General features: G+C 66.9%; 23 protein-coding genes and 1 tRNA gene. 19 read left to right on the forward strand and 5 right to left on the reverse strand.

All coding sequences use genetic code 11. The features are described 5' to 3' along the window. Positions 1-5: 5 nt before the first annotated feature. Positions 6-1,193, forward strand: coding sequence for an RNA polymerase sigma factor RpoS (gene rpoS / locus C7416_RS06725; protein ID WP_111517707.1), 1,188 nt, complete (start codon positions 6-8; stop codon positions 1,191-1,193). After that, positions 1,190-2,029, forward strand: coding sequence for a 3'-5' exonuclease (locus C7416_RS06730; protein WP_092309269.1), 840 nt, complete (start codon positions 1,190-1,192; stop codon positions 2,027-2,029). The genes rpoS and C7416_RS06730 overlap by 4 nt, the downstream gene beginning before the upstream one ends. Before the next feature lie 42 nt (positions 2,030-2,071). Here C7416_RS06730 and C7416_RS06735 read toward each other — a convergent pair whose 3' ends face one another. Continuing rightward, on the reverse strand, positions 2,072-2,926 hold the full coding sequence (locus tag C7416_RS06735) for an endonuclease/exonuclease/phosphatase family protein (protein WP_111517708.1): 855 nt from the start codon (positions 2,924-2,926) through the stop codon (positions 2,072-2,074). A 257-nt stretch (positions 2,927-3,183) separates the two neighbouring features. Here C7416_RS06735 and rlmD point away from each other — a divergent pair, with 257 nt between their 5' ends. Beyond that, a complete protein-coding gene (gene rlmD / locus C7416_RS06740; RefSeq protein ID WP_240988210.1) occupies positions 3,184-4,488 on the forward strand; it encodes a 23S rRNA (uracil(1939)-C(5))-methyltransferase RlmD in 1,305 nt (434 codons plus the stop codon). Positions 4,489-4,565: 77 nt separating this feature from the next. Here the strand turns inward: rlmD and C7416_RS06745 are convergent, their stop codons facing one another. Continuing rightward, positions 4,566-5,270: a Bax inhibitor-1/YccA family protein gene (locus C7416_RS06745; protein ID WP_012353168.1), complete on the reverse strand. Its 705-nt coding sequence runs from the start codon at positions 5,268-5,270 to the stop codon at positions 4,566-4,568. Positions 5,271-5,644: 374 nt separating this feature from the next. Between C7416_RS06745 and ndk the strand changes: the two genes are divergently transcribed. From ndk to C7416_RS06825, 16 genes are all read left to right on the forward strand, one after another. Next, a complete protein-coding gene (ndk, locus tag C7416_RS06750) occupies positions 5,645-6,070 on the forward strand; it encodes a nucleoside-diphosphate kinase (protein WP_012353167.1) in 426 nt (141 codons plus the stop codon). A gap of 36 nt (positions 6,071-6,106) precedes the next feature. Next, positions 6,107-7,261, forward strand: coding sequence for a dual-specificity RNA methyltransferase RlmN (gene rlmN, locus C7416_RS06755; protein WP_111517710.1), 1,155 nt, complete (start codon positions 6,107-6,109; stop codon positions 7,259-7,261). Next, positions 7,258-8,037 (forward strand): type IV pilus biogenesis/stability protein PilW, encoded by a 780-nt coding sequence (gene pilW, locus C7416_RS06760; RefSeq protein WP_111517711.1) that lies wholly within the window; start codon positions 7,258-7,260, stop codon positions 8,035-8,037. The genes rlmN and pilW overlap by 4 nt, the downstream gene beginning before the upstream one ends. After that, positions 8,030-9,031 carry a RodZ domain-containing protein gene (locus C7416_RS06765; RefSeq protein WP_111517712.1) on the forward strand — a complete coding sequence of 334 codons (1,002 nt, stop codon included), beginning with the start codon at positions 8,030-8,032 and terminating at the stop codon, positions 9,029-9,031. The genes pilW and C7416_RS06765 overlap by 8 nt, the downstream gene beginning before the upstream one ends. 48 nt (positions 9,032-9,079) lie before the next feature. Beyond that, positions 9,080-10,372, forward strand: a complete 1,293-nt coding sequence (ispG, locus tag C7416_RS06770) for a flavodoxin-dependent (E)-4-hydroxy-3-methylbut-2-enyl-diphosphate synthase (RefSeq protein WP_018007774.1) — start codon at positions 9,080-9,082, stop codon at positions 10,370-10,372. A 38-nt stretch (positions 10,373-10,410) separates the two neighbouring features. Continuing rightward, complete coding sequence (gene hisS, locus C7416_RS06775; protein WP_111517713.1) at positions 10,411-11,781, forward strand: histidine--tRNA ligase; 1,371 nt, start codon at positions 10,411-10,413, stop codon at positions 11,779-11,781. Between the two features lie 57 nt (positions 11,782-11,838). Then, positions 11,839-12,471, forward strand: coding sequence for a YfgM family protein (locus C7416_RS06780; RefSeq protein WP_111517714.1), 633 nt, complete (start codon positions 11,839-11,841; stop codon positions 12,469-12,471). 67 nt (positions 12,472-12,538) lie between these two features. After that, positions 12,539-13,714, forward strand: a complete 1,176-nt coding sequence (gene bamB, locus C7416_RS06785; RefSeq protein WP_111517715.1) for an outer membrane protein assembly factor BamB — start codon at positions 12,539-12,541, stop codon at positions 13,712-13,714. Between the two features lie 218 nt (positions 13,715-13,932). Then, positions 13,933-15,276, forward strand: a complete 1,344-nt coding sequence (gene der, locus C7416_RS06790) for a ribosome biogenesis GTPase Der (protein WP_026164427.1) — start codon at positions 13,933-13,935, stop codon at positions 15,274-15,276. 209 nt (positions 15,277-15,485) lie between these two features. Next, positions 15,486-15,725, forward strand: coding sequence for an RNA chaperone Hfq (hfq, locus tag C7416_RS06795; protein ID WP_012353158.1), 240 nt, complete (start codon positions 15,486-15,488; stop codon positions 15,723-15,725). 240 nt (positions 15,726-15,965) lie between these two features. Then, the gene (hflX, locus tag C7416_RS06800; RefSeq protein ID WP_111517716.1) at positions 15,966-17,231 is read left to right on the forward strand and encodes a GTPase HflX; all 1,266 of its coding nucleotides are present in this window, start codon (positions 15,966-15,968) and stop codon (positions 17,229-17,231) included. Positions 17,232-17,407: 176 nt separating this feature from the next. Then, the gene (gene hflK, locus C7416_RS06805; protein ID WP_111518092.1) at positions 17,408-18,766 is read left to right on the forward strand and encodes an FtsH protease activity modulator HflK; all 1,359 of its coding nucleotides are present in this window, start codon (positions 17,408-17,410) and stop codon (positions 18,764-18,766) included. 10 nt (positions 18,767-18,776) lie between these two features. After that, positions 18,777-19,685 (forward strand): protease modulator HflC, encoded by a 909-nt coding sequence (gene hflC / locus C7416_RS06810; RefSeq protein WP_062800598.1) that lies wholly within the window; start codon positions 18,777-18,779, stop codon positions 19,683-19,685. Between the two features lie 186 nt (positions 19,686-19,871). Continuing rightward, entirely contained in the window at positions 19,872-21,023 is a 1,152-nt protein-coding gene (locus tag C7416_RS06815; RefSeq protein WP_111517717.1) for an ATP phosphoribosyltransferase regulatory subunit, read from the forward strand. Between the two features lie 85 nt (positions 21,024-21,108). Further along, entirely contained in the window at positions 21,109-22,449 is a 1,341-nt protein-coding gene (locus tag C7416_RS06820; protein WP_111517718.1) for an adenylosuccinate synthase, read from the forward strand. A 126-nt stretch (positions 22,450-22,575) separates the two neighbouring features. Further along, positions 22,576-23,145 carry a phosphoribosyltransferase gene (locus C7416_RS06825; protein WP_111517719.1) on the forward strand — a complete coding sequence of 190 codons (570 nt, stop codon included), beginning with the start codon at positions 22,576-22,578 and terminating at the stop codon, positions 23,143-23,145. Between the two features lie 12 nt (positions 23,146-23,157). On the opposite strand, the gene C7416_RS06830 is transcribed toward C7416_RS06825, so the two are convergent. From C7416_RS06830 to C7416_RS06840, 3 genes are all read right to left on the reverse strand, one after another. Next, positions 23,158-23,769, reverse strand: a complete 612-nt coding sequence (locus tag C7416_RS06830; protein ID WP_111517720.1) for an NAD(P)-dependent oxidoreductase — start codon at positions 23,767-23,769, stop codon at positions 23,158-23,160. 63 nt (positions 23,770-23,832) lie between these two features. After that, positions 23,833-24,267: an Rrf2 family transcriptional regulator gene (locus C7416_RS06835; protein ID WP_111517721.1), complete on the reverse strand. Its 435-nt coding sequence runs from the start codon at positions 24,265-24,267 to the stop codon at positions 23,833-23,835. Between the two features lie 342 nt (positions 24,268-24,609). After that, positions 24,610-24,696 (reverse strand) — tRNA-Leu (locus tag C7416_RS06840). Between the last annotated feature and the right edge of the window lie 38 nt (positions 24,697-24,734).

Below are 24,734 nucleotides of genomic sequence, written 5' to 3' on the forward strand. Positions count from 1 at the left end.
GGTTCATGCCACGCCAGAAAACTGTCTCCTCCGGAACCGTCAGCAGGGCTCGCCGTCCCAAGCAGCCGGAAGTGAAGGCTGGTGTGGCGCATCCCGACGAACGCGCCGATGCAGAGGGCTTCGAGCCCGATCTCGCCGCCGAGATGCTTCCCGTGACCGACGAGCCGATCGCCACGTCCGCTTCGGTGGGCCTGCGCGAGGCCGACCTGCTCGGCGACGACAATGATCGCAACGAGCGCCATCTGCGCGACGACGACGAGGACGAGTCGGAAGACGAGGACGAAGACAGCGCGGAAAACGGCACCGAAAGCGCCACCGCAGAGCATGACGATTTCCGCACGGTGCTGCATACCGAACTGGCCGCCGACACCGTCCAGCATTACCTGAACCGCATCAGCATCAAGCCGTTGCTGTCGGCGCCGGAAGAACTGCATTTCTCCACGCTGGCCAAGGACGGCGACTTTGCCGCGCGCCAGGTCATGATCGAGCGCAACCTGCGGCTGGTGGTCAGCATCGCCAAGGGCTATCTCAATCGCGGCGTGCCGCTGCTCGACCTGATCGAGGAAGGCAACCTGGGCCTGATGCACGCGATCGAGAAATTCGATCCGTCGCGCGGTTTCCGCTTCTCGACCTACGCAACGTGGTGGATCCGCCAGAGCATCGAGCGCGCCATCATGAACCAGGCCCGCACGGTCCGCCTGCCGGTCCACGTGATCCGCGAACTCAACCAGGTGCTGCGCGCCAAGCGCCATCTGGAAAAGGGCGGCACCGACGGGCGCGACGCCAGCCTGGAAGACATCGCCCACCTGCTGGGCAAGACGCCGGACGAAGTGCAGGACGTCCTGGCACTCAATGAACACACCACCTCGCTCGATACGCCGTTCGATCTCGATCCCGGCTCGAGCCTCCTGGATTTCCTCTCCGACGAGCACAACGCCGCCCCCGACCAGGAGGTGGCGCACCGCGAGCTGGAAGGGCTGATGAAGCTCTGGCTGGCGCGCCTGTCGGAAAAGCATCGCTACGTGGTGGAGCGCCGCTTCGGCCTCAACCACATCGAGCCCGCCACGCTGGAAGAGCTTGCCGAGGAGATGGGCCTGACGCGCGAGCGCGTGCGCCAGATCCAGCAGGAGGCGCTGGTCAAGCTCAAGCGGCATTTCGCTTCGCAAGGTGTCAGGAAGGACGCCGTTCTATGACCCCTGTGCTGGTATTCGACATCGAGACCATTCCCGATGTCGCCGGCCTGCGCCGTTTGCATGACCATCCCGATGCGATGAGCGACGCCGAAGTCGCCGAGCATGCGTTCTCCGCCCGCCGGGAAAAGACCGGCAGCGATTTCCTCCCGCACTACCTGCAGCGTGTCGCCGCGATTTCCTGCGTGCTGCGGCGCACGCACCGCGATGGCTCGGCCGTGTTCCATGTCGGCTCGCTCGGCACGCCGGAGGATGGCGAGGCCACGCTGATCCAGAAGTTCTATGAGCTGATCGCGCGCTACAGCCCGCAGCTGGTGTCGTGGAATGGCGGCGGCTTCGACCTGCCGGTGCTGCACTACCGCGGCCTGGTCAACGGCATCACCGCACCTCGTTATTGGGAGATGGGCGAGGGCCGCGACGAGGACAGCCGCGACTTCAAGTGGAACAACTACATCAGCCGCTACCACATGCGGCACCTGGACCTGATGGACCTGCTGGCGATGTACCAGCCGCGCGCCAGCGCCCCGCTCGATGACCTGGCCAAGCTGTGCGGCTTTCCCGGCAAGATGGGGATGGACGGCAGCAAGGTGTGGCAGGCTTTCCAGGCCGGGCAGCTCGACGAGATCCGCGCTTACTGCGAGACCGACGTCGTCAACACCTACCTGATGTACTGCCGCTTCCAGCTGATGCGCGGCGGGCTGTCGCCGCGCGAGTTCGACGTCGAGATGGAATTCGTCCAGGAATCGCTGGCCGAGCTGCCGGGCGAACAGTGGATGGAATATCTGCAGGCCTTCCGCCTGCAGCGCCTGACGCCCGAAGCCGAAGACCTCGAAGACTGACGACGGCAGCGGCTGGCCCGGCCTGGAACGGCCTAGACTGGTCTAGAGGTCCAGCGACAGCAGGATCGGCTGGTGGTCCGAGGCATCGGTATCGGCGTTGACCTCGCAGCGCCGGATGCGGGCAACGAGCGGCTCGGTCACCAGCATGAAGTCGCAGGCAAAGGGCGGCTCGGGCCATTGTTCCTTGTCGTGCAGCGCGCAGGTCGGGGCATGCGGCTGGCCGGGATGCGCGTGCAGCCAGGCGTCGCGCCAGGCCAGAGTGCCGTCGTCGAACGGTTCCAGCATGCGTCGATAGGCGACGTCATCGGGTTTGCTGTTGAAGTCGCCGCACAGGATGGCCTCGGCGGGCCGCGGCTCCGGCGTGAACGGGCCCGGCCACTGCTCGCTGCGGCCGGGGCGGCGCGCGTGGCCGCAAGCTTCGGCATGCCAGTCGCGCAGGGCTTCCGCCTGCGCCGTGCGCTGGGTCGCCGAATAATATTCCAGGTGGGTGCAGATCACGCGCAGCCGCGCGCTGCCGGCCTCGACCGTGGCTTCCAGCGCCACCCGCGGCATCGATGCCACCTCCGGATCCGCAGGCCAGGGCAGCGCGTGCCGGAACACCTCGCGCACCGGCAGCCGGGTGGCGATCAGGTTGCCGAACTGCTTGAGCTCGCCGGTGCGCCCACGCCGCTCGACCGCCGGCGCATAGAGCAGGTGATAGCCGGGCAGCAGCGCGGTCAGTTCCGACACCTGGTCGGCGCCGGGCTCGCCACGCAGTTCGCCAAAGCCGCGCGTCACCTCCTGCAGGCACAGCACGTCGACATCGGCCATGGCGCGCAGGGTCTCGACCTGCCGCGCCAGGTCGACGCGGCCGTCGGCGCCGCGGCCCCACTGGATGTTCCACGAAATCAGTTCCATGCCTGCTCTCCGTCGTTGGCCCGGACGTACGCCAACGGAGCCGGCCCGGTCTGGCATACAATCGCGCTTTCGTAAAACAATACGTCAGGTTTTATCTGGTGTCCCAAGCCGTGTCCTCCCCACAAGAAACGCCGGCCATGCCGGCTGCTGCGGCCGTCGAAGGTGCTGCCCCCGTCGCAAAGAATTCCCGTGGCCGTGGTGCCGCCCAGGGCGGTGCGCCCGCGGACGACCCCGTGGTGACGATCGACAGCCTCGACATGGAGGCGCGCGGCGTCGGCCGGCTGGTCAACGAGGACGGCACGCCGGGCAAGGTGATCTTCGTCGAGGGCGCGCTGCCCGGCGAGACCGTCAGCTACCGCAGCTATCGCCGCAAGCCCAGCTACGAGCAGGCACATCTGGGCGAAGTGCGGCAGGCCTCCGTGATGCGCGTCGAGCCGGGCTGCCAGCACTTTGGCGTCTGCGGCGGGTGCTCGATGCAGCATCTGGATTCCCGTGCGCAGCTGGCCATCAAGCAGCGCGTGCTCGAGGACAACCTGTGGCACTTGTCCAAGGTGAAGCCCGACGTGGTGTTCCGCCCGATCGCCGGACCGGACTGGGGTTATCGCTACCGGGCGCGCCTGACGGTGCGCCATGTGGCCAAGAAGGGCGGGGTGCTGGTCGGCTTCCATGAGCGCAAGAGCAGCTATGTCGCCGACATGACGTGCTGCGAGATCCTGCCGCCACATGTGTCCGCGATGCTGGTGCCGCTGCGCGAGCTGGTGATGGGACTGTCGATCCGCGACCGCATGCCGCAGATCGAGCTGGCCGTGGGCCAGGAGGTGACGGCGCTGGTCCTGCGCATCCTCGAACCGCTGACCGATGCCGACAAGGACTTGCTGCGCGCCTTTGCCGATGCGCACAAAGTGCAGTTCTGGCTGCAGCCGAAGGGCCCGGATACGGTCTATCCGTTCTACCCGGCCGAGGCCGAACTGGCCTACACGCTGCCGGAGTTCGGCATCCGCATGCCGTTCAAGCCGACCGACTTCACCCAGGTGAACCACCAGATCAACCGCGTGCTGATCGGCCGCGCGCTGCGCCTGCTCGATGCGCAGCCGCAGGACCGCCTGCTCGACCTGTTCTGCGGCATCGGCAACTTCACGCTGCCGCTGGCGACGCAGGGCAAGTCGGTGATGGGCATCGAGGGGAGCGAGGCGCTGACCACGCGCGCGCTCGCCAACGCCGAATACAACGGGCTGGCCGCCAGGACCGAGTTCGCGTGCCGCAACCTGTTCGAGGTCACCGCGGAAGACATCGCCGCGCTGGGCCGCTTCGACCGCTGGCTGGTCGATCCGCCGCGCGAAGGCGCGCTCGCGGTGAGCAAGGCGCTGGGCGAGCTGGCGCAGCAGGGCAGCGACGTGCTGCCGCGGCGCATCGTCTATGTGTCGTGCAGCCCCGCCACGCTGGCGCGCGACGCCGGCCTGCTGGTGCACGAGGCGGGCTACCGCCTGAGCGGCGCCGGCGTGGTCAACATGTTCCCGCACACCTCGCACGTCGAGTCGATCGCGGTGTTTGATCGTGGCTGATCGCGACTGACCGCGGCGAGCGCCCAAAAGAAAAGCCGGCCAACAGGCCGGCTTTTTTCATGCCGCGGCGTTTGCCGTCATTCGCGGTTGCCGCCGAAGATGCCCAGCAGCGCCAGCAGGTTGGCGAACACGTTGTACACGTCGAGGTAGATCGCCAGCGTGGCGGTGATGTAGTTGGTCTCGCCGCCGTTCACCACGCGCTGCACGTCGAACAGGATGTACGCCGAGAAGATACCGATCGCGATCACCGACACCGTGATCATCAGCGCCGGCAGCTGCAGCCAGATATTGGCGACGCTGGCCAGGATCAGCAGGATCACGCCGACGAACAGGAACTTGCCCAGGCCGGAGAAATCACGCTTGCTGACGGTGGCGATCGATGCCATCGCGCCGAACACGGCCGCGGTGCCGCCGAAGGCGTACATGATCAGTGCCGGGCCGTTCGAGAACGACAAGGTGACGCTGATCAGCCGCGACAGCATCAGGCCCATGAAGAAGGTAAAGGCCAGCAGCAGGACCACGCCCATGCTGCTGTTCTTGGTCTTCTCGATGGCAAAGAAGAAGCCGAACGCGATCGCGAGGAACAGGATCAGCGACAGGCCGGGGCTGCCCGCCATGAAGCTGAAGCCGGTGGCCACGCCGATCCACGCACCGAGCACGGTGGGGATCATCGAAAGGGCCAGCAGCCAGTAAGTGTTGCGCAAGACCCGGTTGCGAACGACGACGTCAGTGACGGTCGACGCACTGTTGCCGAAACCGTAGGTGTTCAGCTTGTTATCCATGGTGACTCCTGTCTCAAAAACGGTGAGGCGCCGGCGTTGCGAGACTTCAATTGCGAAGACTCGCATGGAAGCCGGACGGAACCATCGTCAATGTGGCATCGTGCAGGCCGGATTGCAAGGGCGCGGTAATTCAATCGTCACCTGGCGCTGGCTCGCGTCCGTTCGACGCCGCTCACATTGGATGTTAGCGGCGGCGCTGCGTTCCAGGGATGACAAGGTTGTAATGTGCGGCTTTTGCAACTTGCCAGCGGCATGTGCGCGAGGGGCGGGCGGGCCTGTCCGGAGGTCTGCAAGGCCCTCGAAACGGTCATAGTCTTCGTGCTAGAATTGCACGTTTAATCCATTTGTAACCCCTTCATTTTTCGGAGTTTTTCATGGCGATCGAACGCACCCTGTCGATTATCAAGCCGGATGCCGTGGCCAAGAACGTGATTGGCCAGATCTACGCCCGTTTCGAGGCCGCCGGCCTGAAGATCGTTGCTGCCAAGATGGTGCACCTGTCGCGCGGCGAAGCCGAGCAGTTCTACGCCGTCCACAAGGAGCGTCCGTTCTTCAAGGACCTGGTCGACTTCATGGTTTCGGGCCCGGTCATGATCCAGGCGCTGGAAGGCGAGAACGCCATCGCCAAGAACCGCGACCTGATGGGCGCCACCGACCCGAAGAAGGCCGAGAAGGGCACCATCCGCGCCGACTTCGCCGACAGCATCGACGCCAACGCCGTGCACGGCTCGGACGCTGCCGAAACCGCCGCCGTGGAAGTGGCTTTCTTCTTCCCGGGCATGAACGTCTACAGCCGCTGATCGGCTGCTGACTGACACCAAGCCGAGTTTGCCGTCATGAACACTCTCGTCAACCTGCTCGACCTCGACGCGGACGCGCTCACCGCTTATTGCGGCGAGCTCGGCGAGAAGCCGTTCCGTGCGCGGCAGCTGCAACGCTGGATCCACCACTACGGTGCCAGCCGCTTCGACGCCATGTCGGATCTCGCCAAGTCGCTGCGCGAAAAGCTCGCGACCCGCGCCGAGATCCGCGCGCCTGCCGTCATCACCGACAACCTGTCGGCCGACGGCACGCGCAAGTGGCTGCTCGACGTGGGCGAGGGCAACGCGGTGGAGACGGTGTACATCCCCGAGGAAACGCGTGGCACGCTGTGCGTTTCCTCGCAGGCGGGATGCGCCGTCAACTGCCGGTTCTGTTCCACCGGCAAGCAGGGCTTTTCGCGCAACCTCAGCACCGGCGAGATCATCGGCCAGCTGTGGATGGCCGAGTTCGCCATGCGCGAGCAACTGGGCCGCGGCCCCAAGGATGACCGCGTCATCTCCAACGTGGTGATGATGGGCATGGGCGAGCCGCTGCTGAACTACGACGCGGTCGTGCCGGCCATGCGGCTGATGCTCGACGACAACGCCTACGGCCTGTCGCGCCGCCGCGTGACGCTGTCCACCTCCGGCGTGGTGCCGATGATGGATCGCTTGTCCAAGGATTTGCCGGTCGCCCTGGCCGTGTCGCTGCATGCGTCCAACGACGCCCTGCGCGACGTGCTGGTGCCGCTAAACAAGAAGTACCCGCTGGCCGAACTGATGGCGGCATGCCGCCGCTACCTGGAATTCGCGCCGCGCGATTTCATTACTTTCGAATACTGCATGCTGGATGGCGTCAACGACGGCGTCGAGCATGCGCGGGAACTGCTGAAGCTTGTCGCCGACGTGCCGTGCAAGTTCAACCTGATCCCGTTCAACCCCTTCCCCGAATCGGGCCTGAAGCGCTCCAACAACGAGCAGATCCGCCGTTTCGCCCAGGTGCTGATGGACGCGGGCATCGTCACCACCATCCGCAAGACCCGCGGCGACGATATCGACGCCGCCTGCGGCCAGCTCGCCGGGGAAGTGAAGGACCGCACCCGCCTGGCCGAACGCGGCAGGTTCGGCAAGATCACGCCGCTGGTGCCGGTCACTGCCAGCGGCCAGCCGCGGGAGGCGCGCCCTGCATGATCCGTCTGATCGCTGCGGCCCTGCTGGGGCTGCTGATGTTGTCCGGGTGCCAGCTGCCGCATGCGCCGGCGCAGGATCTCCAGACCGCTTCCGACCAGACCGAGGCCAGGCGCCGGGCCGGCATCCGGCTGCAACTGGCCACCAATTACCTCGAGGCCGGCCAGACTGCGGTCGCGCTTGACGAGATCAAGCAGGCCATCGCCATCGACCCCTCGCTGGCCGACGCCTACCATGTGCGGGCGCTGATCTACATGAGCATGAACGAGCGGACGCTGGCCGAGGACAGCTTCCGCACCGCGGCGTCGATGCGCGCCAATGACGGCGACCTGCTCAACAACTACGGCTGGTTCCTGTGCCAGCAGGGGCGCTATGGCGAGGCCGTGCCCATGCTGCAGCGCGCCGTGTCGACGCCATCGGCCGGTGGTCCGGTCAAGCCACTGATCAGCCTGGGCGCGTGCGAACTGCGCCAGGGCCACAGCACCGAGGCGGAGAAGAACCTGAAGTCCGCGCTCGGCTACGACCGCAACAACCCGGTGGCGAACACCAACCTGGCGCTGGTGTTCTACCGGCGCGGCGATTACGTCCAGGCGCGGCAGTACGTCCAGCGCGTCAACAACAGCCAATTTGTCACGGCGCAATCCCTCTGGCTGGGAGCGCGCATTGCCCACCGGCAGGGCGACGGCCGCACGCAGGATGCGCTGGGGGCGCAGCTGCGCAGCCGCTTCCCCGACTCGCGCGAGGTGGCCGCCTACGAACAAGGAGCATGGGATGAGTGAGCACGACCGCGCCGCAGGCCAGGCCGTACCGACGCAAGCAGTCGGCGGAGGCGCGCATGAAGGAGAACGTGAAGCCGCGGCGCGCGAGATCGGCGCGGCGCTGGCGCGCGAGCGCGAGGCGCAGCGGATGTCCGTCGAGGACGTCAGCGCACGGCTCAAGGTGGCGGCCAGCAAGCTGCGCGCAATCGAGGCGGCCGACCTGAAGGCGCTGCCCGACGTGACCTTCGCCAAGGGCGTGATGCGCGCCTATGCCCGCATGCTCCATGTCGATATCGACCCGCTGCTGGCGCGCTTCCAGCCGCGCGCGGTGGCGCAGGTGGCGGAAATCGCCCGCCAGCGCGAAGGCGGCATCAACGCCGCCTTCGACGACCGCAACCGCTTCCGCTCCGGCGGCAATGGCGGCCGCTGGGTCTGGCTGGCGCTGGTGGCGGTGGTGGTGGCCGCGGGCATCTGGTTCGGGCTCGACCATATCCGCGCGTGGATCGACGCGCGCAGCAGCGCGGCCGAAACCGTGGCGACCGAGTCGCCGGCCGCGGATAACGCAAGCACCGAAGCCGGTATCGTGACCGCGGCGCTGCCGCCGGTGATGGCCGCCAGCGACTCGCCGGCGCCGTCCGCCGAAACCGTTCCGGCCAGCGCCGTGGCAGCTTCGGCAACGGTGGCAGCCCCGGCAGCGGCGGCAGCCACCGCGGCGCCGGCCGCCTCGGCACCAACGGCAGCGGCAGCCCCGACGGCATCCGCCGCGGCGGTCGGCGCGGGTGAACTGCAGATCCGCTTTGCCTCCGATACCTGGTTTGAAATCCGCGACAATAGCGGCAAGGTCGTCATGGGCGGCACCGCCAGGGCCGGCCAGACCATGGCTGGCGGCGGCACGGCCCCGTACAAGGTGGTGATCGGCAACGTCAAGGGCGTCGAATCGTTCACGCGCGGCGGCACGCCGGTCGACCTGAAGGCAGCCAACCGCAACAACGTGGCGCGCCTGACGCTGCCCTGACGCGGGTGCGAGGTGCGGCAAGGTGCGTCTTTGCAAGGTGGTAACGCTATGAACCAACAGCTCTGTCTCCCGGTCCTGCCGGGTCCGCTGCCGCGCCGCCAGACCCGCCAGGCGCGGGTCGCGTGGGGCGACAACGTGGTGACCATCGGCGGCGATGCGCCGGTGCGGGTGCAGTCGATGACCAATACCGACACGGTCGACGCGATCGGCACCGCGATCCAGGTCAAGGAGCTGGCGCGCGCGGGTTCCGAGATCGTGCGCATCACGGTGAATACGCCCGAGGCCGCGGCCGCGGTGCCGTCGATCCGCGAGCAGCTCGACCGGATGGGGGTCGACGTGCCGCTGGTGGGAGATTTCCACTACAACGGCCACAAGCTGCTGCAGGACTATCCGGCCTGCGCCGAGGCGCTGTCCAAGTACCGCATCAACCCGGGCAATGTCGGCCAGGGCGCCAAGCGCGATACCCAGTTCGCGCAGATGATCGAGATGGCGTGCCGCTACAACAAGCCGGTGCGCATCGGCGTGAACTGGGGCAGCCTGGACCAGGACCTGCTGGCGCGCATCATGGACGAGAACGCCGGACGCGCCGAGCCGTGGCCGGCGCAGAGCGTGATGATCGAGGCGCTGATCACCTCGGCCATCGACTCGGCGCGCAAGGCCGAGGAGATCGGCCTGCCGGGCAGCCAGATCATTCTGTCTTGCAAGGTGTCGCAGGTGCAGGAGCTGGTCGCGGTGTACCGCGAACTGGCGCGCCGCTGCGACTACGCGCTGCACCTCGGCCTGACCGAGGCCGGCATGGGCAGCAAGGGCATCGTGGCTTCCACCGCGGCGCTGTCGGTGCTGCTGCAGGAAGGCATCGGCGACACCATCCGCATCTCGCTGACGCCGGAACCGGGCGCGCCGCGCGAGAAAGAGGTGTACGTCGGACAGGAAATCCTGCAGACCATGGGCCTGCGCAATTTCACCCCGATGGTGATCGCCTGCCCGGGCTGCGGCCGCACCACCAGCACGGTGTTCCAGGAGCTGGCCGCCAGCATCCAGGCCTACCTGCGCGAGCAGATGCCGCAATGGAAGACCGCCTACCCGGGCGTCGAGGAAATGGACGTGGCCGTGATGGGCTGCATCGTCAACGGCCCGGGCGAAAGCAAGCACGCCAACATCGGCATTTCGCTGCCGGGCTCGGGCGAATCCCCGGCCGCGCCGGTGTTCGTCGACGGCGTCAAGGTGAAGACGCTGCGCGGCGAGCGCATCGCGGAAGAATTCCAGGCGATCGTAGACGAATACGTTCGCACGCATTACGGCCCGGGCGCTGCGCGGGCCGGCAAAGAAGTGGCAGCCTGAGCCGGACCGGCCAGGGCCAGCAGCCTGACTAGAACAGAATGACGCAAACCGAGACCATGGCCGCCGACGGCGCCGCCAAGACCGAACCGAAGGCACGCCCCGCCAAGGCCCTGCAGGGCGTGAAGGGCATGAACGACATGCTGCCGGCCGACGCGCCGCTGTGGGAGCATTTCGAGAATGCCGCGCGCGCGATGCTGCGTGCCTACGGCTACCAGCAGATCCGCACGCCCATCGTCGAGCACACGCAGCTGTTCGTACGCGGCATCGGCGAGGTCACCGACATCGTCGAGAAGGAGATGTACTCCTTCACCGATTCGCTCAACGGCGAGCAGCTGACGCTGCGCCCGGAAGGCACCGCCGCCGCCGTGCGCGCCACCATCGAGCACAACCTGCTGTACGACGGCCCCAAGCGCCTGTGGTACACCGGCCCGATGTTCCGCCACGAGCGTCCGCAGCGCGGCCGCTATCGCCAGTTCCACCAGCTCGGCGCCGAGGCGCTGGGCTTTGCCGGCCCGGACGTGGATGCCGAGATCATCCTGATGTGCCAGCGCCTGTGGGACGACCTGGGGCTGACCGGCGTGCGCCTCGAAATCAATTCGCTGGGCCAGGCCGACGAGCGCGCGGCGCACCGCGAGCAGCTGATCAAGTACCTGGAAGGCTTCCAGGACATCCTCGACGACGACAGCAAGCGCCGCCTGTATACCAACCCGCTGCGCGTGCTCGACACCAAGAACCCGGCGCTGCAGGACATGGCGGCCAACGCGCCCAAGCTGATCGACTTCCTGGGCGAGGCGTCGCTGGCGCACTTCGAGGGCGTGCAGCGCCTGCTGAAGGCCAACAACATCCCGTTCAAGATCAACCCGCGCCTGGTGCGCGGCCTCGATTACTACAACCTGACGGTGTTCGAGTGGATCACCGACAAGCTGGGCGCGCAGGGCACCATCGCCGGCGGCGGCCGCTATGACCCGCTGATCGCGCAGATGGGCGGCAAGCCGGCCCCGGCTTGCGGCTGGGCCATGGGCATCGAGCGCATCATCGAATTGATCCGCGAAGAGGGCGTGGTACCCGAGGCGGTCGGTTGCGACGTCTACCTGGTGCACCAGGGCGAGGCCGCCGCGCAGCAGGCAATGGTGGCCGCCGAGCGCCTGCGCGACGCCGGCCTCGACGTGGTGCTGCACGCCAGCCCCGACGGCAAGGGCGGCAGCTTCAAGTCGCAGATGAAGCGCGCCGACGCAAGCGGCGCGGCCTATGCCGTTATCATTGGCGACGACGAAGTGGCCGCCGGCGTGGTCCAGGTCAAGGAACTTCGCCAGCGCGAGCAGGCCGAAGGCGGTGGGCAACAGGCCACCGTGCCGGCCGAAGGCCTGGTCGATTACCTGATCGACGCCATGGTCGGCGCCAGCGAATAACCTCGCGCCGCAGCCTCACACCACGAGTATCCAACCAACGCAGGTGATTGCCTCGACATGGCTTACGATCTAGAAGAACAGGAACAGCTTGAGAATCTGAAGGCCTGGTGGCGCCAGTATGGCAATGCGCTGACCTGGGCGCTGATCATCGCGCTGCTCGCCTTTGCCGGCTGGAACGGCTGGAAGTACTGGGAGCGCAAGCAGGCCGGCGAAGCCGCGGTGCTGTACGAGCAGGTGCTCAAGGCGGCCGAGGCACGCGATGTCGAGCGCATCAAGCGCGCCGCGACCGACCTGGAAGGCAAGTTCGGCCGTACCGCCTACGGCCAGATGAGCGCACTGGTCGCCGGCCGCGTGCTTTACGATGCGGGCGACCTGGCTGCCGCCAAGAGCCAGCTGCAATGGGCCATCGACCATGGCGACGAAGAATATTCGCACCTGGCGCGCGTGCGCCTGGCCGGCGTGCTGCTCGACGAGAAGGCCTACGACCAGGGCCTGGCGCTGCTCAAGGACGAGCCGCCGGCCGCGTTTGTCGCGCTGTACGCCGACCGCCGTGGCGACCTGCTCGCCGCGCAGGACAAGCGCGACGATGCCCGCACCGCCTATCGCAAGGCGCTGGACAAGCTGGGCCAGGCGGAGCCCGCGATGCGCCAGATCATCCAGTTCAAGCTCGATGCGCTGGGCACGGCCTGATCCGGCTGCCGCTGAAACCATTGCCATACCGTTGATCCCGCGGATCGAACAACAGGACCGTAAAGTTATGACGTCAGTGCTTTCCCGTGCCGTACATCGCCAGCCTGCCCGCACGATTTCCCGTGCGCTGGTGGCGGCTGCCTGCCTGGCCACGCTGGGCGGCTGCGCGCTGTTCAGCAAGGAAAACAAGCACCCGCCCGCCGAACTCAAGCCGGTATCGGGCACGCTCGCGGTGCGCCAGGCGTGGAAGGCCGACGTCGGCAAGAGCGGCCCTTATTCGATGCAGCCGGCCGCGGCGGGCAACAATGTCTATGTGTCGTCCAACAACGGCAACGTGATGGCGCTCGAAGGCGCCAGCGGCCGCGTGCTGTGGAAGGCCAAGACCGACGTGGACCTGACCTCCGGGCCGGGCAGCGACGGCTCGGTCACCGCGGTGGCGGGCGAGAAGGGTGCGGTCTATGCCTTCGACGCCAGCGGCAAGCAGATCTGGAAGAAGCAGGTCAACGGCGAGGTCCTGTCGGCACCGCTGGTCGGCAACGGCCTGGTGGTGGTGCGCACCACCGATACCCGGGTGTTCGGCCTGGATGCCGAGACCGGCGAGCGCCGCTGGATCTACCAGCGTTCGCAGACCCCGCTGAACCTGCGCGCGGCGATGGGCATGGTGTTCGCCGGCGACGGCATCGTGATGGGCTTCCCCGGCGGCAAGCTCGGCGTGCTGACGCCGGGCAACGGTGTGCTGCGCTGGGAAAGCGCGATTTCGTATCCGAAGGGCGTGTCGGAGATCGAGCGCCTGAACGACGTCACCGGCCTGCCCATGGTCAGCGGCCGCCAGGTCTGCGCCACCACCTTCCAGGGCCGGGTCGCCTGCCTGGAACTGGCCAGCGGCCAGCCGCAGTGGGGCAAGGATTTCTCGTCGCCGGCAGGCCTCGCGCAGGATGACAATGCGCTTTACGCCAGCGACGAGCAATCGGTGGTGCATGCCTTCGACCGCCAGAACGGCAGCGAGCGCTGGAAGAACGCCGACCTGCGCAACCGCCGCCTGGGCGCGCCGCTGGCGCTGGGCCGCTCGGTGGTGATGGGCGACTTCGAAGGCTATGTCCACTTCCTGTCGCGCGAAGACGGCCAGGTGGTGGCACGCATGAAGACCGATGGCAGCGCCATCACTGCCGCGCCCGTGGTGGCGGGGCAGACCCTGGTGATCCAGACGCGCGACGGCGACGTCTACGGTTTCCAGCCTGGCTGACAGGACCCTATGCGCGCTGCCGTACACCTGTCGGTACGGCCGGCGCCGAATCCGGTAGCATGATCCTTGGCGCGGCAATTGCAGCGGGTCGGTGACCCGCGCCGCGCCCGACAGGACAAGCGGTAGCCCGCGCCCAGGTGGCGCGGGCTGCCGTTGGAACCCTTGACTCCGGAGTTACCGGGGGGCGGCAGTTGCCGGCCCCCGTTTCCGTTTATGGCATGAAACCAGTTATCGCACTTGTCGGCCGCCCCAATGTGGGCAAGTCGACGCTATTCAACCGCATGACCCGCTCGCGCGACGCGCTCGTCGCCGACCTGCCGGGCCTGACGCGCGACCGCCATTACGGCGAAGGCCGCATCGGCGAACGTCCGTTCATCGCCATCGATACCGGCGGCTTCGAGCCCGTGGTCAAGGAAGGCATCGTCGCCGAGATGGCCAAGCAGACCAAGCAGGCGGTGGTCGAGGCCGACGTGGTGATCTTTATCGTCGATGGCCGCCTGGGCCTGGCGCCGCAGGACCGGGCCATTGCCGATTACCTGCGCAAGACCGGCCGGCGCATCATGCTGGCGGTCAACAAGGCCGAGGGCATGAAGTACACCTCGGTGGCAGCGGATTTCTACGAGCTCGGCATGGGCGATCCGTATGCGATCTCCGCCGCCCACGGCGACGGCGTGCGCGAGCTGGTCGATGAGGCCATCGAGCTGGCGGTGCAGGAGCGCCCCGAGCTGGCCGAGGAAGCCTCGGACGAGGGCAAGGGCGTCAAGATCGCCATCGTCGGGCGTCCCAATGTGGGCAAGTCCACGCTGGTCAATACGCTGATCGGCGAAGAGCGCGTGATCGCCTTCGACATGCCCGGCACCACCCGCGATGCCATCTATGTGGAATTCGAGCGCGGCGGCAAGCCCTATACGCTGATCGATACCGCCGGCCTGCGCCGGCGCGGCAAGGTGTTCGAGGCGATCGAGAAATTCTCGGTGGTCAAGACGCTGCAGTCGATCGCGGACGCCAACGTGGTGATCCTGCTGCTCGACGCGCAGCAGGATATTTCCGACCAGGACGCGCATATTGCCGGCTTTATCGTCGAGTCCGGCCGCGCGCTGGTGGTGGGCGTCAACAAATGGGACGGGCTTGACGGCCACACGCGCGACCGCATCAAGCATGACCTCGAGCGCAAGCTGCAATTCCTCAGCTTTGCCAACTTTCACTTTGTGTCGGCGCGCGAGCGCACCGGCATCGGCGCGCTGATGCGCTCGGTCGACGACGCGTATGCCGCCGCCATGGTCAAGCTGCCGACGCCGCAACTGACGCGCGTGCTGCAGGAAGCCGTGGAATTCCAGCAGCCCAAGCGCGTCGGCGCATCGCGGCCCAAGCTGCGCTATGCGCACCAGGGCGGCTCCAATCCGCCCATCATCGTGATCCACGGCAATGCGCTGTCAGGCGTGGCCGAGACCTACCGGCGCTACCTGGAAAACCGTTTCCGTGCGGCCTTCAAGCTCAAGGGCACGCCCCTGCGCATCGAATTTCGCACGAACAAAAATCCGTACGCGGACTCGAAGGAGTGAGTCCGGAATCGGATCCGTGGCGGGCCAGTTTTCGTTTGCGTTCGTTTGGAACTGCGGCTAAATTCACGGTAGCAGGGGGTTCCCTGCGCATTGACGCCAACTTGGTACCGTTTTGATCTTTTTTCTGGCGCGTTTTTGCGCCGCCTGACTTGAACCGGGGATTTCCATCCCCATCATTCACCACTAAACCTATAAATTTGGAGTGTGCCATGAGCAACAAAGGGCAACTGCTACAAGACCCGTTCCTGAACGCGCTGCGCAAAGAGCACGTGCCGGTTTCCATCTATCTCGTCAATGGCATCAAGCTGCAAGGCAATATCGAATCGTTCGACCAGTATGTCGTCCTGCTGCGCAACACCGTGACCCAGATGGTCTACAAGCATGCGATTTCCACCGTCGTGCCGGCACGTGCGGTCAATTTCCGCGTGGATGATTCCGCCGAGGCCTGATCTCACCGATCTGCCCCAGGGCATCGTACCGGCGCCAGGCGGCGTCGCCACGATGCCCGGCGCCGGCGTGCCGACGCACCCGGTGCCGCGTGGCCCGGCGCTTGCCGATGCGCTCGCCAATGCGCCCGCCGCCACGTTCCGCATCATGCGGCGGCCTGTCCCGGCAGGGGCCAGGACAGTGTCCGAGATCCGCCATCCCTTCCCCTGAACCCGAATTTCCCTGCGCGTTCGCGCCCGCCCTTGGACCCCAGAGCCACCTCCAACACCGCCCCTTCGCGCGCCATTCTCGTCGGCGTCGACTTCGGCAAGCATGATTTCCAGGAAAGCCTCAGCGAACTGGCGCTGCTGACCACCACCGCCGGCTCGCTGCCGGTGCATACGCTGACGGGCCGCCGCGCGCGGCCGGACCCGGCCTTGTTCATCGGCTCGGGCAAGGCCGAGGAGCTGAAGGAGGCCGCCGATGCGCTGGACGCCGACGTGGTGGTGTTCAACCACGCGCTGAGCCCGGCGCAGCAGCGCAACCTGGAGCGCTTCCTGCAGCGCCACGTGATCGACCGCACCGGCCTGATCCTCGATATCTTCGGGCAGCGCGCCCAGAGCCACGTCGGCAAGGTGCAGGTGGAGCTGGCGCAGGTGCAGTACCGCGCGTCGCGGCTGGTCCGCGCGTGGAGCCACCTGGAGCGGCAGAAGGGCGGTATCGGCATGCGCGGTGGTCCCGGCGAGCGCCAGCTCGAACTGGACCGCCGCATGCTGGACGAGCGCGCCAAGCGGCTCAAGTCCGATCTGTCGCGGCTGCAGCGCCAGCACAGCACCCAGCGGCGCGCGCGCGCGCGCAACGACACCCTCAGCATCTCGCTGGTGGGCTATACCAACGCCGGCAAGTCGACGCTGTTCAACGCGCTGACCAAGGCCGGCGCGTATGCGGCCAACCAGCTCTTCGCCACGCTCGACACCACTTCGCGCCGGCTGTTCCTGGACGGACTCGGCAACGTGGTGCTGTCCGACACGGTCGGCTTTATCCGTGACCTGCCGACGCAGCTGGTCGCGGCGTTCCGTGCCACGCTGGACGAGACCGTGCATGCCGACCTGCTGCTGCATGTGGTCGACGCCTCGAGCCCGGTGCGCCACGAGCAGATCGAGCAGGTCAACCGGGTGCTGGCAGAAATCAACGCGCTCGACATCCCGCAGATCGTGGTGATGAACAAGATCGACGCCGCGCCCGAACTGCTGGGCGACGGTCCGCGTATCGAGCGCGATGCGGAGGGCATCCCCACGCGCGTGTTCCTGAGCGCGCGCGAGGGCCTGGGCCTGGACGCGCTGCGCGAGGCCGTGGTCGAGGTGGCGCAATGGCTGGCCAGCCGCCCGCCCGAGCCGCAACCGTATGATCCGCGCCTGGACGAGGTGGCGCAGTCCGATGACGCCGGCGATGGCGACCACGATGGTTTCGATGACGGCGTGGCGGACGAGGGCGACGATGCCGATGCGGCGGATCCGCGCCGGCTGTAGCGCCGGTGGCCGGCCAGGAGGCAGGCCACCATATCGACGCCGCTTCGGTGCCGCTTCGGTGCCAGTTCTGCCCAATTCCGGTGCGGTTGCCGCGGGGATTGCGCGAATTGGCCAAAAGTGGCGCCGATGACTGCTAGAATCCCCCTGTTACAAACTTCCCCGGACCCGTGCACTTCATGCCCCAGTTTCCCCGGAATGCTGATTCGAGCCTGACACCAGGCGGCCGCCTCGCGCTGCGCGCGGGCTGGCAGCGCCTGCGCGCCATCTTCTCGCTGAACGATCCGCGCTGGGGTCGGGACGGGCAGGACGATGACAAGAAGGATGGCCGCGAAGACAACCGCCAGCAAAACCAGCGTCCCCAGCAGGATGGCGGCCCGCCGGACCTGGACGAACTGTGGCGCGACTTCAACCGCCGCCTGAACGGCCTGCTCGGCCGCAAGGACAACGGCGGCAACGGCAACCAGGGCTTCGGCGGCCCGCGCACCTCGGGCAAGGGCTCGGGCGTCGGCGCCGGCGTGATCGTGGCCGCGGTGGTGGGCATCTGGCTGGCCAGCGGCTTCTTCATGGTGCAGGAAGGCCAGACCGCGGTGATCCTGCAGTTCGGCAAGTTCAAGTACTCCGCCGGCCCCGGCATCAACTGGCGCATGCCCTGGCCGATCCAGTCGGCCGAGGTGGTCAACCTGTCGGCGGTGCGCTCGGTCGAGGTGGGCCGCTCCACCTCGATCAAGGACAGCAACCTGAAAGACTCGTCGATGCTGACGCAGGACGAGAACATCATCGACGTGCGCTTCACCGTGCAGTACGTGATCCAGGACGCCAGCGAATTCCTGTTCTTCAACAAGACCGACCGGGGTGGCGATGAAGAGCTGGTGACGCAGGCGGCCGAGACCTCGGTGCGCGAGATCGTCGGCCGCAACAAGATGGACGCGGTGCTGTACGAAAACCGCGAACAGATCGCGCAGCAGCTGGCCAAGTCGATCCAGGCCATCCTGTCGGCGTACAAGACCGGCATCCGCGTGCTGTCCGTGAACGTGCAGAGCGTGCAGCCGCCCGAGCAGGTGCAGGCCGCCTTCGACGACGTCAACAAGGCCAGCCAGGACCGCGAGCGCGCCATCAGCGAAGGCCAGGCCTACGCCAACGACATCATCCCGCGCGCCAAGGGTACCGCGGCGCGCCTGAAGGAAGAATCCGAAGCCTATCGCGCCCGCGTGGTGGCGCAGGCCGAGGGCGATGCGTCGCGTTTCCGTTCGGTGCAGACGGAATATGCCAAGGCGCCGCAGGTGACGCGCGACCGTATCTATCTGGAAACCATGCAGCAGATCTACTCCAATTCGACCAAGGTGCTGGTCGACGCGCGCCAGGGCAACAACCTGCTCTACCTGCCGCTGGACAAGCTGATGGCGCAGGCCGAGGGCCGCGCCACGCCGCAGCCGGGCCAGCCCGGCGCGGCGGGTACGCCGGCGCCCGCGCCGGATGCCTCGACGGACAACCGGTCGCGCGAATCGCTGCGCAACCGCGACCGCGACTCGCGCTGAGGAGACCGTCATGAATCGACTGATTTCCTTCGCGATCGGCTTTTTCATCCTGCTGGCCGTGGTCTCGTCCATGCTGTTCGTGGTCGACCAGCGCCAGTACGCCGTGGTGTTCGCCTTCGGCCAGATCAAGGAAGTGGTGCGCGAGCCCGGCCTGCACTTCAAGCTGCCGCCGCCGTTCCAGAACGTGGTGTTCATGGACCGCCGCCTGCAGACCATCGACGTCGCCGCTAACGAGCGCTTCCTGACCGCCGAGAAGAAGAGCATGGTGGTGGACTGGTTCGTCAAATGGCGCATCACCGATCCGCGCAAGTTCTTCGTCGCCTTCGGCGGCAACCTGCGCGGCGCGCAGGACCGCATGACGCAGCGCATCGACTCGGTGGCGCGCGAAGAGTTCGGCAAGCGCACCGTTGCCGACGTGGTCGCCGGCGAGCGCGAGCAGGTGATGCAGGCCATCCGCAACGGCATGAGCGAGTACGCCAAGTCGGTCGGCGTCGAGATCCTCGACGTGCGCCTGAAGCGCGTCGACCTGCTGCCCGCCATCAGCGAATCGGTGTATCGCCGCATGGAGGCCGAGCGCAAGCGCGTGGCCAACGAGCTGCGCTCCACCGGCGCCGCCGAGGGCGAGAAGATCCGCGCCGACGCCGACCGCCAGCGCGAAGTGGTGCTGGCCCAGGCCTATCGCGATGCGCAGATGATCAAGGGCGAGGGCGATGCCAAGGCGTCGCAGATCTATGGCGAGGCGTTTGGCCGCGATCCCCAGTTCGCGCAGTTCTGGCGCAGCATGGAGGCCTACCGCAACACCTTCCGCGACAAGCGCGACGTGCTGGTGCTGGAGCCCAATTCCGAGTTCTTCCGCTACATGCGTTCCAGCGGCGGCGCCGCCGGCGCGGCCGCGGGCAACGGCGGAGGCAAGCGCTAGCACCGTCGCTTGTCCGTGTGGCGAATTGACGAAACCCCGGCTTGCCGGGGTTTTGTCCGGCTGGAGCCGTCGCCGCGGAGTGATGGCGCGGGCGCGCGATGCCCGCACCGTGGTTATGCCGGGCCCGGCCCGGTCCCTGCAGGCGCTGCGCCGGCAGGCAACTGAATGACTGAGAAGAGATTCACCATGTCCAACCATTGGCTGCTGCCAGAAAACATTGCCGACGTGCTGCCGTCGGAAGCGCGCAAGATCGAAGAGCTGCGCCGCCGCATGCTGGACCTGTTCCGCACCTACGGCTACGAGCTGGTGATGCCGCCGATGCTGGAGTACCTCGAGTCGCTGCTGACCGGCACCGGCCACGACCTCGACCTGCGCACGCTCAAGCTGGTCGACCAGCTGTCGGGCCGCACCATGGGGCTGCGCGCCGATATCACGCCGCAGGTGGCGCGCATCGATGCCCACCTGCTGAACCGTCCCGGCGTGACCCGGCTGTGCTACGCCGGGAACGTGCTGCACGCGCGCCCGGCAGGTTTTCACGCCACCCGCGAGCCGATCCAGATCGGCGCCGAGATCTATGGCCACGCCGGCCTCGAAGCCGACGTCGAGATCCAGGAACTGATGCTGGCCGCGCTGACCGCGGCGGGCTTGTCGGAGATCCGTATCGACCTGTGCCACGCCGGCATCCTCGAAGCGTTGCTGGCGGGCCTGCCGTCGATCCGCAAGATCGAGGACGCGTTGTTTGCCGCGCTGGAAACCAAGGACGTGCCGGCCTTGCGCGAACTGACCGCGGGCATGCCGCAGACCGAGCGCGACGCGCTGCTGGCGCTGCCGACGTTGTACGGCGGCGTCGAGGTGATCGAGCGGGCCCGCGCCACGCTGCCGGCGAGCCCGGCCATCGGCCGTGCGCTCGATGAACTGGCGGCGCTGGCGGTGCAGGTGCGCGGCGCCAGCGTCAATATCGACCTGTCGGACCTGCGTGGCTACCACTACCACAGCGGCGTGATGTTCGCTGCCTATGTCGCGGGCCTGCCCAATTACGTGGCCCGGGGCGGCCGCTACGACAAGGTGGGCGAGGCCTTTGGCCGCGCGCGTCCGGCGACAGGTTTTTCGCTGGACCTGCGTGAAGTGGCGGCGCTGTCACCCGTCGAGGTCCGTGCGCTGGCGATTTTCGCGCCCTGGGATGCGGACCCGGCACTTCGTGCCGCGATCGCCGCGCTGCGCGCCGCGGGCGAGATCGTGATCCAGTCGCTGCCCGGCCACACCCATGAGCTCGATGAATTCAATTGCGACCGGCAGCTGGTGCGCAAGGATGCCGGCTGGGCCGTGGTGCCGCGCTGACGCATCGACGCCGCGGGGGCCCAAAAACCCGGAATCGCCCGGCAACAAGAGTAGAATACGTTTTTAACCTATTGACCAAAGCAATATGTCCGCATCCGCAGTAGGCCAGGGACGCAATGTCGTCGTGATCGGCACCCAGTGGGGTGACGAAGGCAAAGGAAAAATCGTCGATTGGCTTACCGACCATGCAAAGGGCGTGGTGCGGTTCCAGGGTGGCCACAACGCTGGCCACACGCTGATCATCGGCGGCAAGAAGACCATTCTCCGGCTGATCCCCTCGGGCATCATGCGCGCCGGCACGGTCTGCTACATCGGCAACGGTGTGGTGCTGTCGCCCGAAGCTTTGTTCCGTGAAATCGAAGAACTCGAAGGCGCCGGCCTGCAGGTACAGAGCCGGCTGCGCATTTCCGAGGCGGCCACGCTGATCCTGCCGTACCACGTCGCCATCGACAAGGCGCGCGAAGCGCGCCGGGGCGCCGCCAAGATCGGCACCACCGGCCGTGGCATCGGCCCGGCCTATGAAGACAAGGTGGCACGCCGCGCGCTGCGCGTGCAGGACCTGTTCGACCCGCAGCAGTTCGCCGAACGCCTGCGCGAGAACCTGGACTTCCACAACTTCATGCTGACCCAGTACCTGGGCGCCGAAGCCGTCGACTTCCAGCAGACCCTGGACGAGGCACTGGCCTACGCGCCGCGCCTGGCACCGATGGTCGCCGATGTCTCGGCCGAGCTGTACGCAGTCAACGCCGCCGGCGGCAACCTGATGTTCGAAGGCGCGCAAGGCACGCTGCTCGACGTCGACCACGGCACCTATCCGTTCGTCACCTCGAGCAACTGCGTGGCCGGTGCCGCCGCGGCCGGCGCGGGCGTGGGCCCGGGGCGCCTGAACTATATCCTCGGCATCACCAAGGCCTACTGCACCCGCGTCGGTGCCGGCCCGTTCCCGAGCGAGCTGTACGACAACGACAACCCCTCGCGCCAGGATGCGGTGGGCGTGCGCCTGGCCAATGTCGGCAAGGAATTCGGCTCGGTCACCGGCCGTCCGCGCCGCACCGGCTGGCTGGATGCGGCCGCGCTCAAGCGCTCGGTGCAGATCAACGGCGTGTCGGGCCTGTGCATGACCAAGCTGGACGTGCTCGACGGCCTGGAAAGCATCAAGCTGTGCGTCGGCTATACGCTCGACGGCAGCACCGTCGACATCCTGCCGCGCGGCTCGGATGCCGTGGCGCGCTGCGAGCCGGTCTACGAAGAATTCCCGGGCTGGAACGAGTCCACCTTCGGCGTGAAGACGTGGGACGCGCTGCCCGAGCAGGCCCGTGTCTACCTGAAGCGGGTGGAAGAAGTGGTCGGCATCCCGATCGACATGATCTCGACCGGCCCGGACCGCGACGAGACCATCCTGCTGCGCCATCCGTACAAGGCCTGAGCGCCTGCGCAGTACCCGCAGGACCGCCGCGCCACGAGCGCCGCGGCCTGCCAGAAAATAAATCGGCCCGCGCAAGCGGGCCGAGCCATATCGGTCAGCCGACCGAACGATATCACGAGTAAAACGATGAACCTGCCTACCAACGATGACGAGAACCTGTGGGTCTCCTGGGACGAATACCATCGCCTGATCGCACGCCTGTCGCTGAACGTGCATGAGTCGGGCTGGAAGTTCGACAAGATCCTGTGCCTCGCGCGCGGCGGGCTGCGCGTGGGCGACCAGATGTCGCGCATCTTCGACGTGCCGCTGGCGATCCTGGCGACCAGCAGCTACCGCGAGGCCGCCGGCACGCAGCAGGGCGAGCTCGACATCGCGCAGTACATCACCATGACCCGTGGCGAGTTGAGCGGCAAGATCCTGCTGGTCGACGACCTGGTGGACTCGGGCATCACGCTGGAGCGCGTGGGCCGCCATCTCAAGGAGCGCTATCCGGCGGTGACCGAGGTGCGCTCGGCAGTGCTGTGGTACAAGGCCTGCTCCAAGGTGGAGCCGGACTACCACGTCACCTTCCTGGAGTCGAACCCCTGGATCCACCAGCCGTTCGAAGAGTACGACACGCTGCGCCCGCACAACCTCGCCGCATGGCTCAAGCGCGGCAGGCGCGCCAGCCTGCTGGACGACGGCGCGCGCGACTGAGCGCGCTCGGGCTCAGTACCCCACCGTGAAGCGCTGGCGCGAATGCGCCGGCGTCTCGATTTCATCGAGCATTGCGATGGCATAGTCTTCCATCGAAATCCAGCTCTTGCCTGCTGCGTCGCTCAGCAGGTCTTCCTTGCCGATGCGGAAATGGCCGGTGCGCTCGCCCGGCTCGAACAATGCGGACGGCGACAGGAAGGTCCAGTCGATCTGCGGCTCGCCGCGCAGCGCGTTCAGGAAGTCGCGGCCGGCCAGCGCCTCGGCCTTGTAGGCATCGGGAAAATTCGGGGTGTCGACCAGCTGCACGCCCGGCCCGACCTGGAGGCTGCCGGCACCGCCCACCACCAGCAGTCGCGGCACGCCTGCCTGGCGCACCGCCGCGGTCACCTGCTGCGCGTTCAGCTGCACGAAGCGCGCGGTGCTGATGACGACATCATGGCCGGCGAGGGCGGCGCTCAGTGCCGCGCTGTCGGTCGCATCCACATCCTTGCTGGTCACGCCCGCGCGCGCCGGCAGTCGGCTGGCCTGGCGCGCGATGGCGGTCACCTGGTGGCCGCGGCGCACAGCTTCGTCGGTCAGGCGCGTGCCAACGCGGCCGCTGGCTCCAATGATGGCGATCTTCATGGTCACTCCTTGGTTGAGTCAGTGGATATGAAACTGATGTGGTTACACATCGGGATAAAAAAATCAGCGCTTGCGGCGCTGGCTGCCGCGCTCGACATCGGCAAGCATGCTGGCGATGGTGATGCCGGCCAGGGTCTCGTCCATGGCCGCCTGCGCGCGGTCGGCGACCTTGCGCAGCGCACCGGTGATCTCGCGCCCGACCAGGCAGGCCGGATTGGGGGCACTCTGGTGCAACGCGATCAGCGCGGTGGTTTCGACCACGCGGAAGACTTCCAGCAGCGTGATCGAAGCGGCCGGGCGCGCCAGCGTAGCGCCGCCGGTGCTGCCCATGGTGGTCGCCACCAGGCCTGCTTCAGCCAGCTGGCCGACCAGGCGCCGGATCAGCGCCGGGTTGGTGCCGACGCTGCCGGCAATCAGCGAGGACGGCACCGGCTCGGCGGAACTGGCCAGCAGGGTGAGGATATGGACGGCTACGGCAAACCGGCTGCTTGTGCTCATGGTGTCGTGCGAGATGTGAAACCATGATAGTTACACATCGGGGCACCGTCAAGCGTTCGGGGAAAGTGGTTGCGGTGAAATGATTTGCAGTGGCCGCCGGAATGCCGGAATCGCCACTGAAGCTGTTACACTCCCCGACATTGCCGTAACCTTGTGGTGCGGCTGCCGCGCGGGGTACGGTGCGCGGTTTCACGGACGGGAAAAAACCCGTACGCTCGCAGGTAAGACATCGCGGCAGTGCCGCCAAGCAAGGAGTGCAAGTTGCCGGATCTGATGCGCGAAACAGGCGTCAAAAACAAAAAACCCGCAGGGCTCGAAAGCGCTGCGGGTTTTCCGGTGATCTGGTGCCCAGGAGAGGACTCGAACCTCCACAGTGTTGCCACCGCTAGGACCTGAACCTAGTGCGTCTACCAATTCCGCCACCTGGGCAGGTGTCGAAACAACCGAAGCGCTCATTATAGAGAGCG

The organism is Cupriavidus phytorum (assembly GCF_003254285.1).
In the GTDB taxonomy this organism is placed as follows: Bacteria; Pseudomonadota; Gammaproteobacteria; order Burkholderiales; family Burkholderiaceae; genus Cupriavidus; species Cupriavidus phytorum.

What these genes read in the sequence shown, in the direction of transcription:
- rpoS (WP_111517707.1), top strand. Translation starts at nt 6, where the DNA reads ATGCCACGCCAGAAAACTGTCTCCTCCGGAACCGTCAGCAGGGCTCGC.
- C7416_RS06730 (WP_092309269.1), top strand. Translation starts at nt 1,190, where the DNA reads ATGACCCCTGTGCTGGTATTCGACATCGAGACCATTCCCGATGTCGCC.
- C7416_RS06735 (WP_111517708.1), bottom strand. Translation starts at nt 2,926, where the DNA reads ATGGAACTGATTTCGTGGAACATCCAGTGGGGCCGCGGCGCCGACGGC.
- rlmD (WP_240988210.1), top strand. Translation starts at nt 3,184, where the DNA reads ATGGAGGCGCGCGGCGTCGGCCGGCTGGTCAACGAGGACGGCACGCCG.
- C7416_RS06745 (WP_012353168.1), bottom strand. Translation starts at nt 5,270, where the DNA reads ATGGATAACAAGCTGAACACCTACGGTTTCGGCAACAGTGCGTCGACC.
- ndk (WP_012353167.1), top strand. Translation starts at nt 5,645, where the DNA reads ATGGCGATCGAACGCACCCTGTCGATTATCAAGCCGGATGCCGTGGCC.
- rlmN (WP_111517710.1), top strand. Translation starts at nt 6,107, where the DNA reads ATGAACACTCTCGTCAACCTGCTCGACCTCGACGCGGACGCGCTCACC.
- pilW (WP_111517711.1), top strand. Translation starts at nt 7,258, where the DNA reads ATGATCCGTCTGATCGCTGCGGCCCTGCTGGGGCTGCTGATGTTGTCC.
- C7416_RS06765 (WP_111517712.1), top strand. Translation starts at nt 8,030, where the DNA reads ATGAGTGAGCACGACCGCGCCGCAGGCCAGGCCGTACCGACGCAAGCA.
- ispG (WP_018007774.1), top strand. Translation starts at nt 9,080, where the DNA reads ATGAACCAACAGCTCTGTCTCCCGGTCCTGCCGGGTCCGCTGCCGCGC.
- hisS (WP_111517713.1), top strand. Translation starts at nt 10,411, where the DNA reads ATGACGCAAACCGAGACCATGGCCGCCGACGGCGCCGCCAAGACCGAA.
- C7416_RS06780 (WP_111517714.1), top strand. Translation starts at nt 11,839, where the DNA reads ATGGCTTACGATCTAGAAGAACAGGAACAGCTTGAGAATCTGAAGGCC.
- bamB (WP_111517715.1), top strand. Translation starts at nt 12,539, where the DNA reads ATGACGTCAGTGCTTTCCCGTGCCGTACATCGCCAGCCTGCCCGCACG.
- der (WP_026164427.1), top strand. Translation starts at nt 13,933, where the DNA reads ATGAAACCAGTTATCGCACTTGTCGGCCGCCCCAATGTGGGCAAGTCG.
- hfq (WP_012353158.1), top strand. Translation starts at nt 15,486, where the DNA reads ATGAGCAACAAAGGGCAACTGCTACAAGACCCGTTCCTGAACGCGCTG.
- hflK (WP_111518092.1), top strand. Translation starts at nt 17,408, where the DNA reads ATGCCCCAGTTTCCCCGGAATGCTGATTCGAGCCTGACACCAGGCGGC.
- hflC (WP_062800598.1), top strand. Translation starts at nt 18,777, where the DNA reads ATGAATCGACTGATTTCCTTCGCGATCGGCTTTTTCATCCTGCTGGCC.
- C7416_RS06815 (WP_111517717.1), top strand. Translation starts at nt 19,872, where the DNA reads ATGTCCAACCATTGGCTGCTGCCAGAAAACATTGCCGACGTGCTGCCG.
- C7416_RS06820 (WP_111517718.1), top strand. Translation starts at nt 21,109, where the DNA reads ATGTCCGCATCCGCAGTAGGCCAGGGACGCAATGTCGTCGTGATCGGC.
- C7416_RS06825 (WP_111517719.1), top strand. Translation starts at nt 22,576, where the DNA reads ATGAACCTGCCTACCAACGATGACGAGAACCTGTGGGTCTCCTGGGAC.
- C7416_RS06830 (WP_111517720.1), bottom strand. Translation starts at nt 23,769, where the DNA reads ATGAAGATCGCCATCATTGGAGCCAGCGGCCGCGTTGGCACGCGCCTG.
- C7416_RS06835 (WP_111517721.1), bottom strand. Translation starts at nt 24,267, where the DNA reads ATGAGCACAAGCAGCCGGTTTGCCGTAGCCGTCCATATCCTCACCCTG.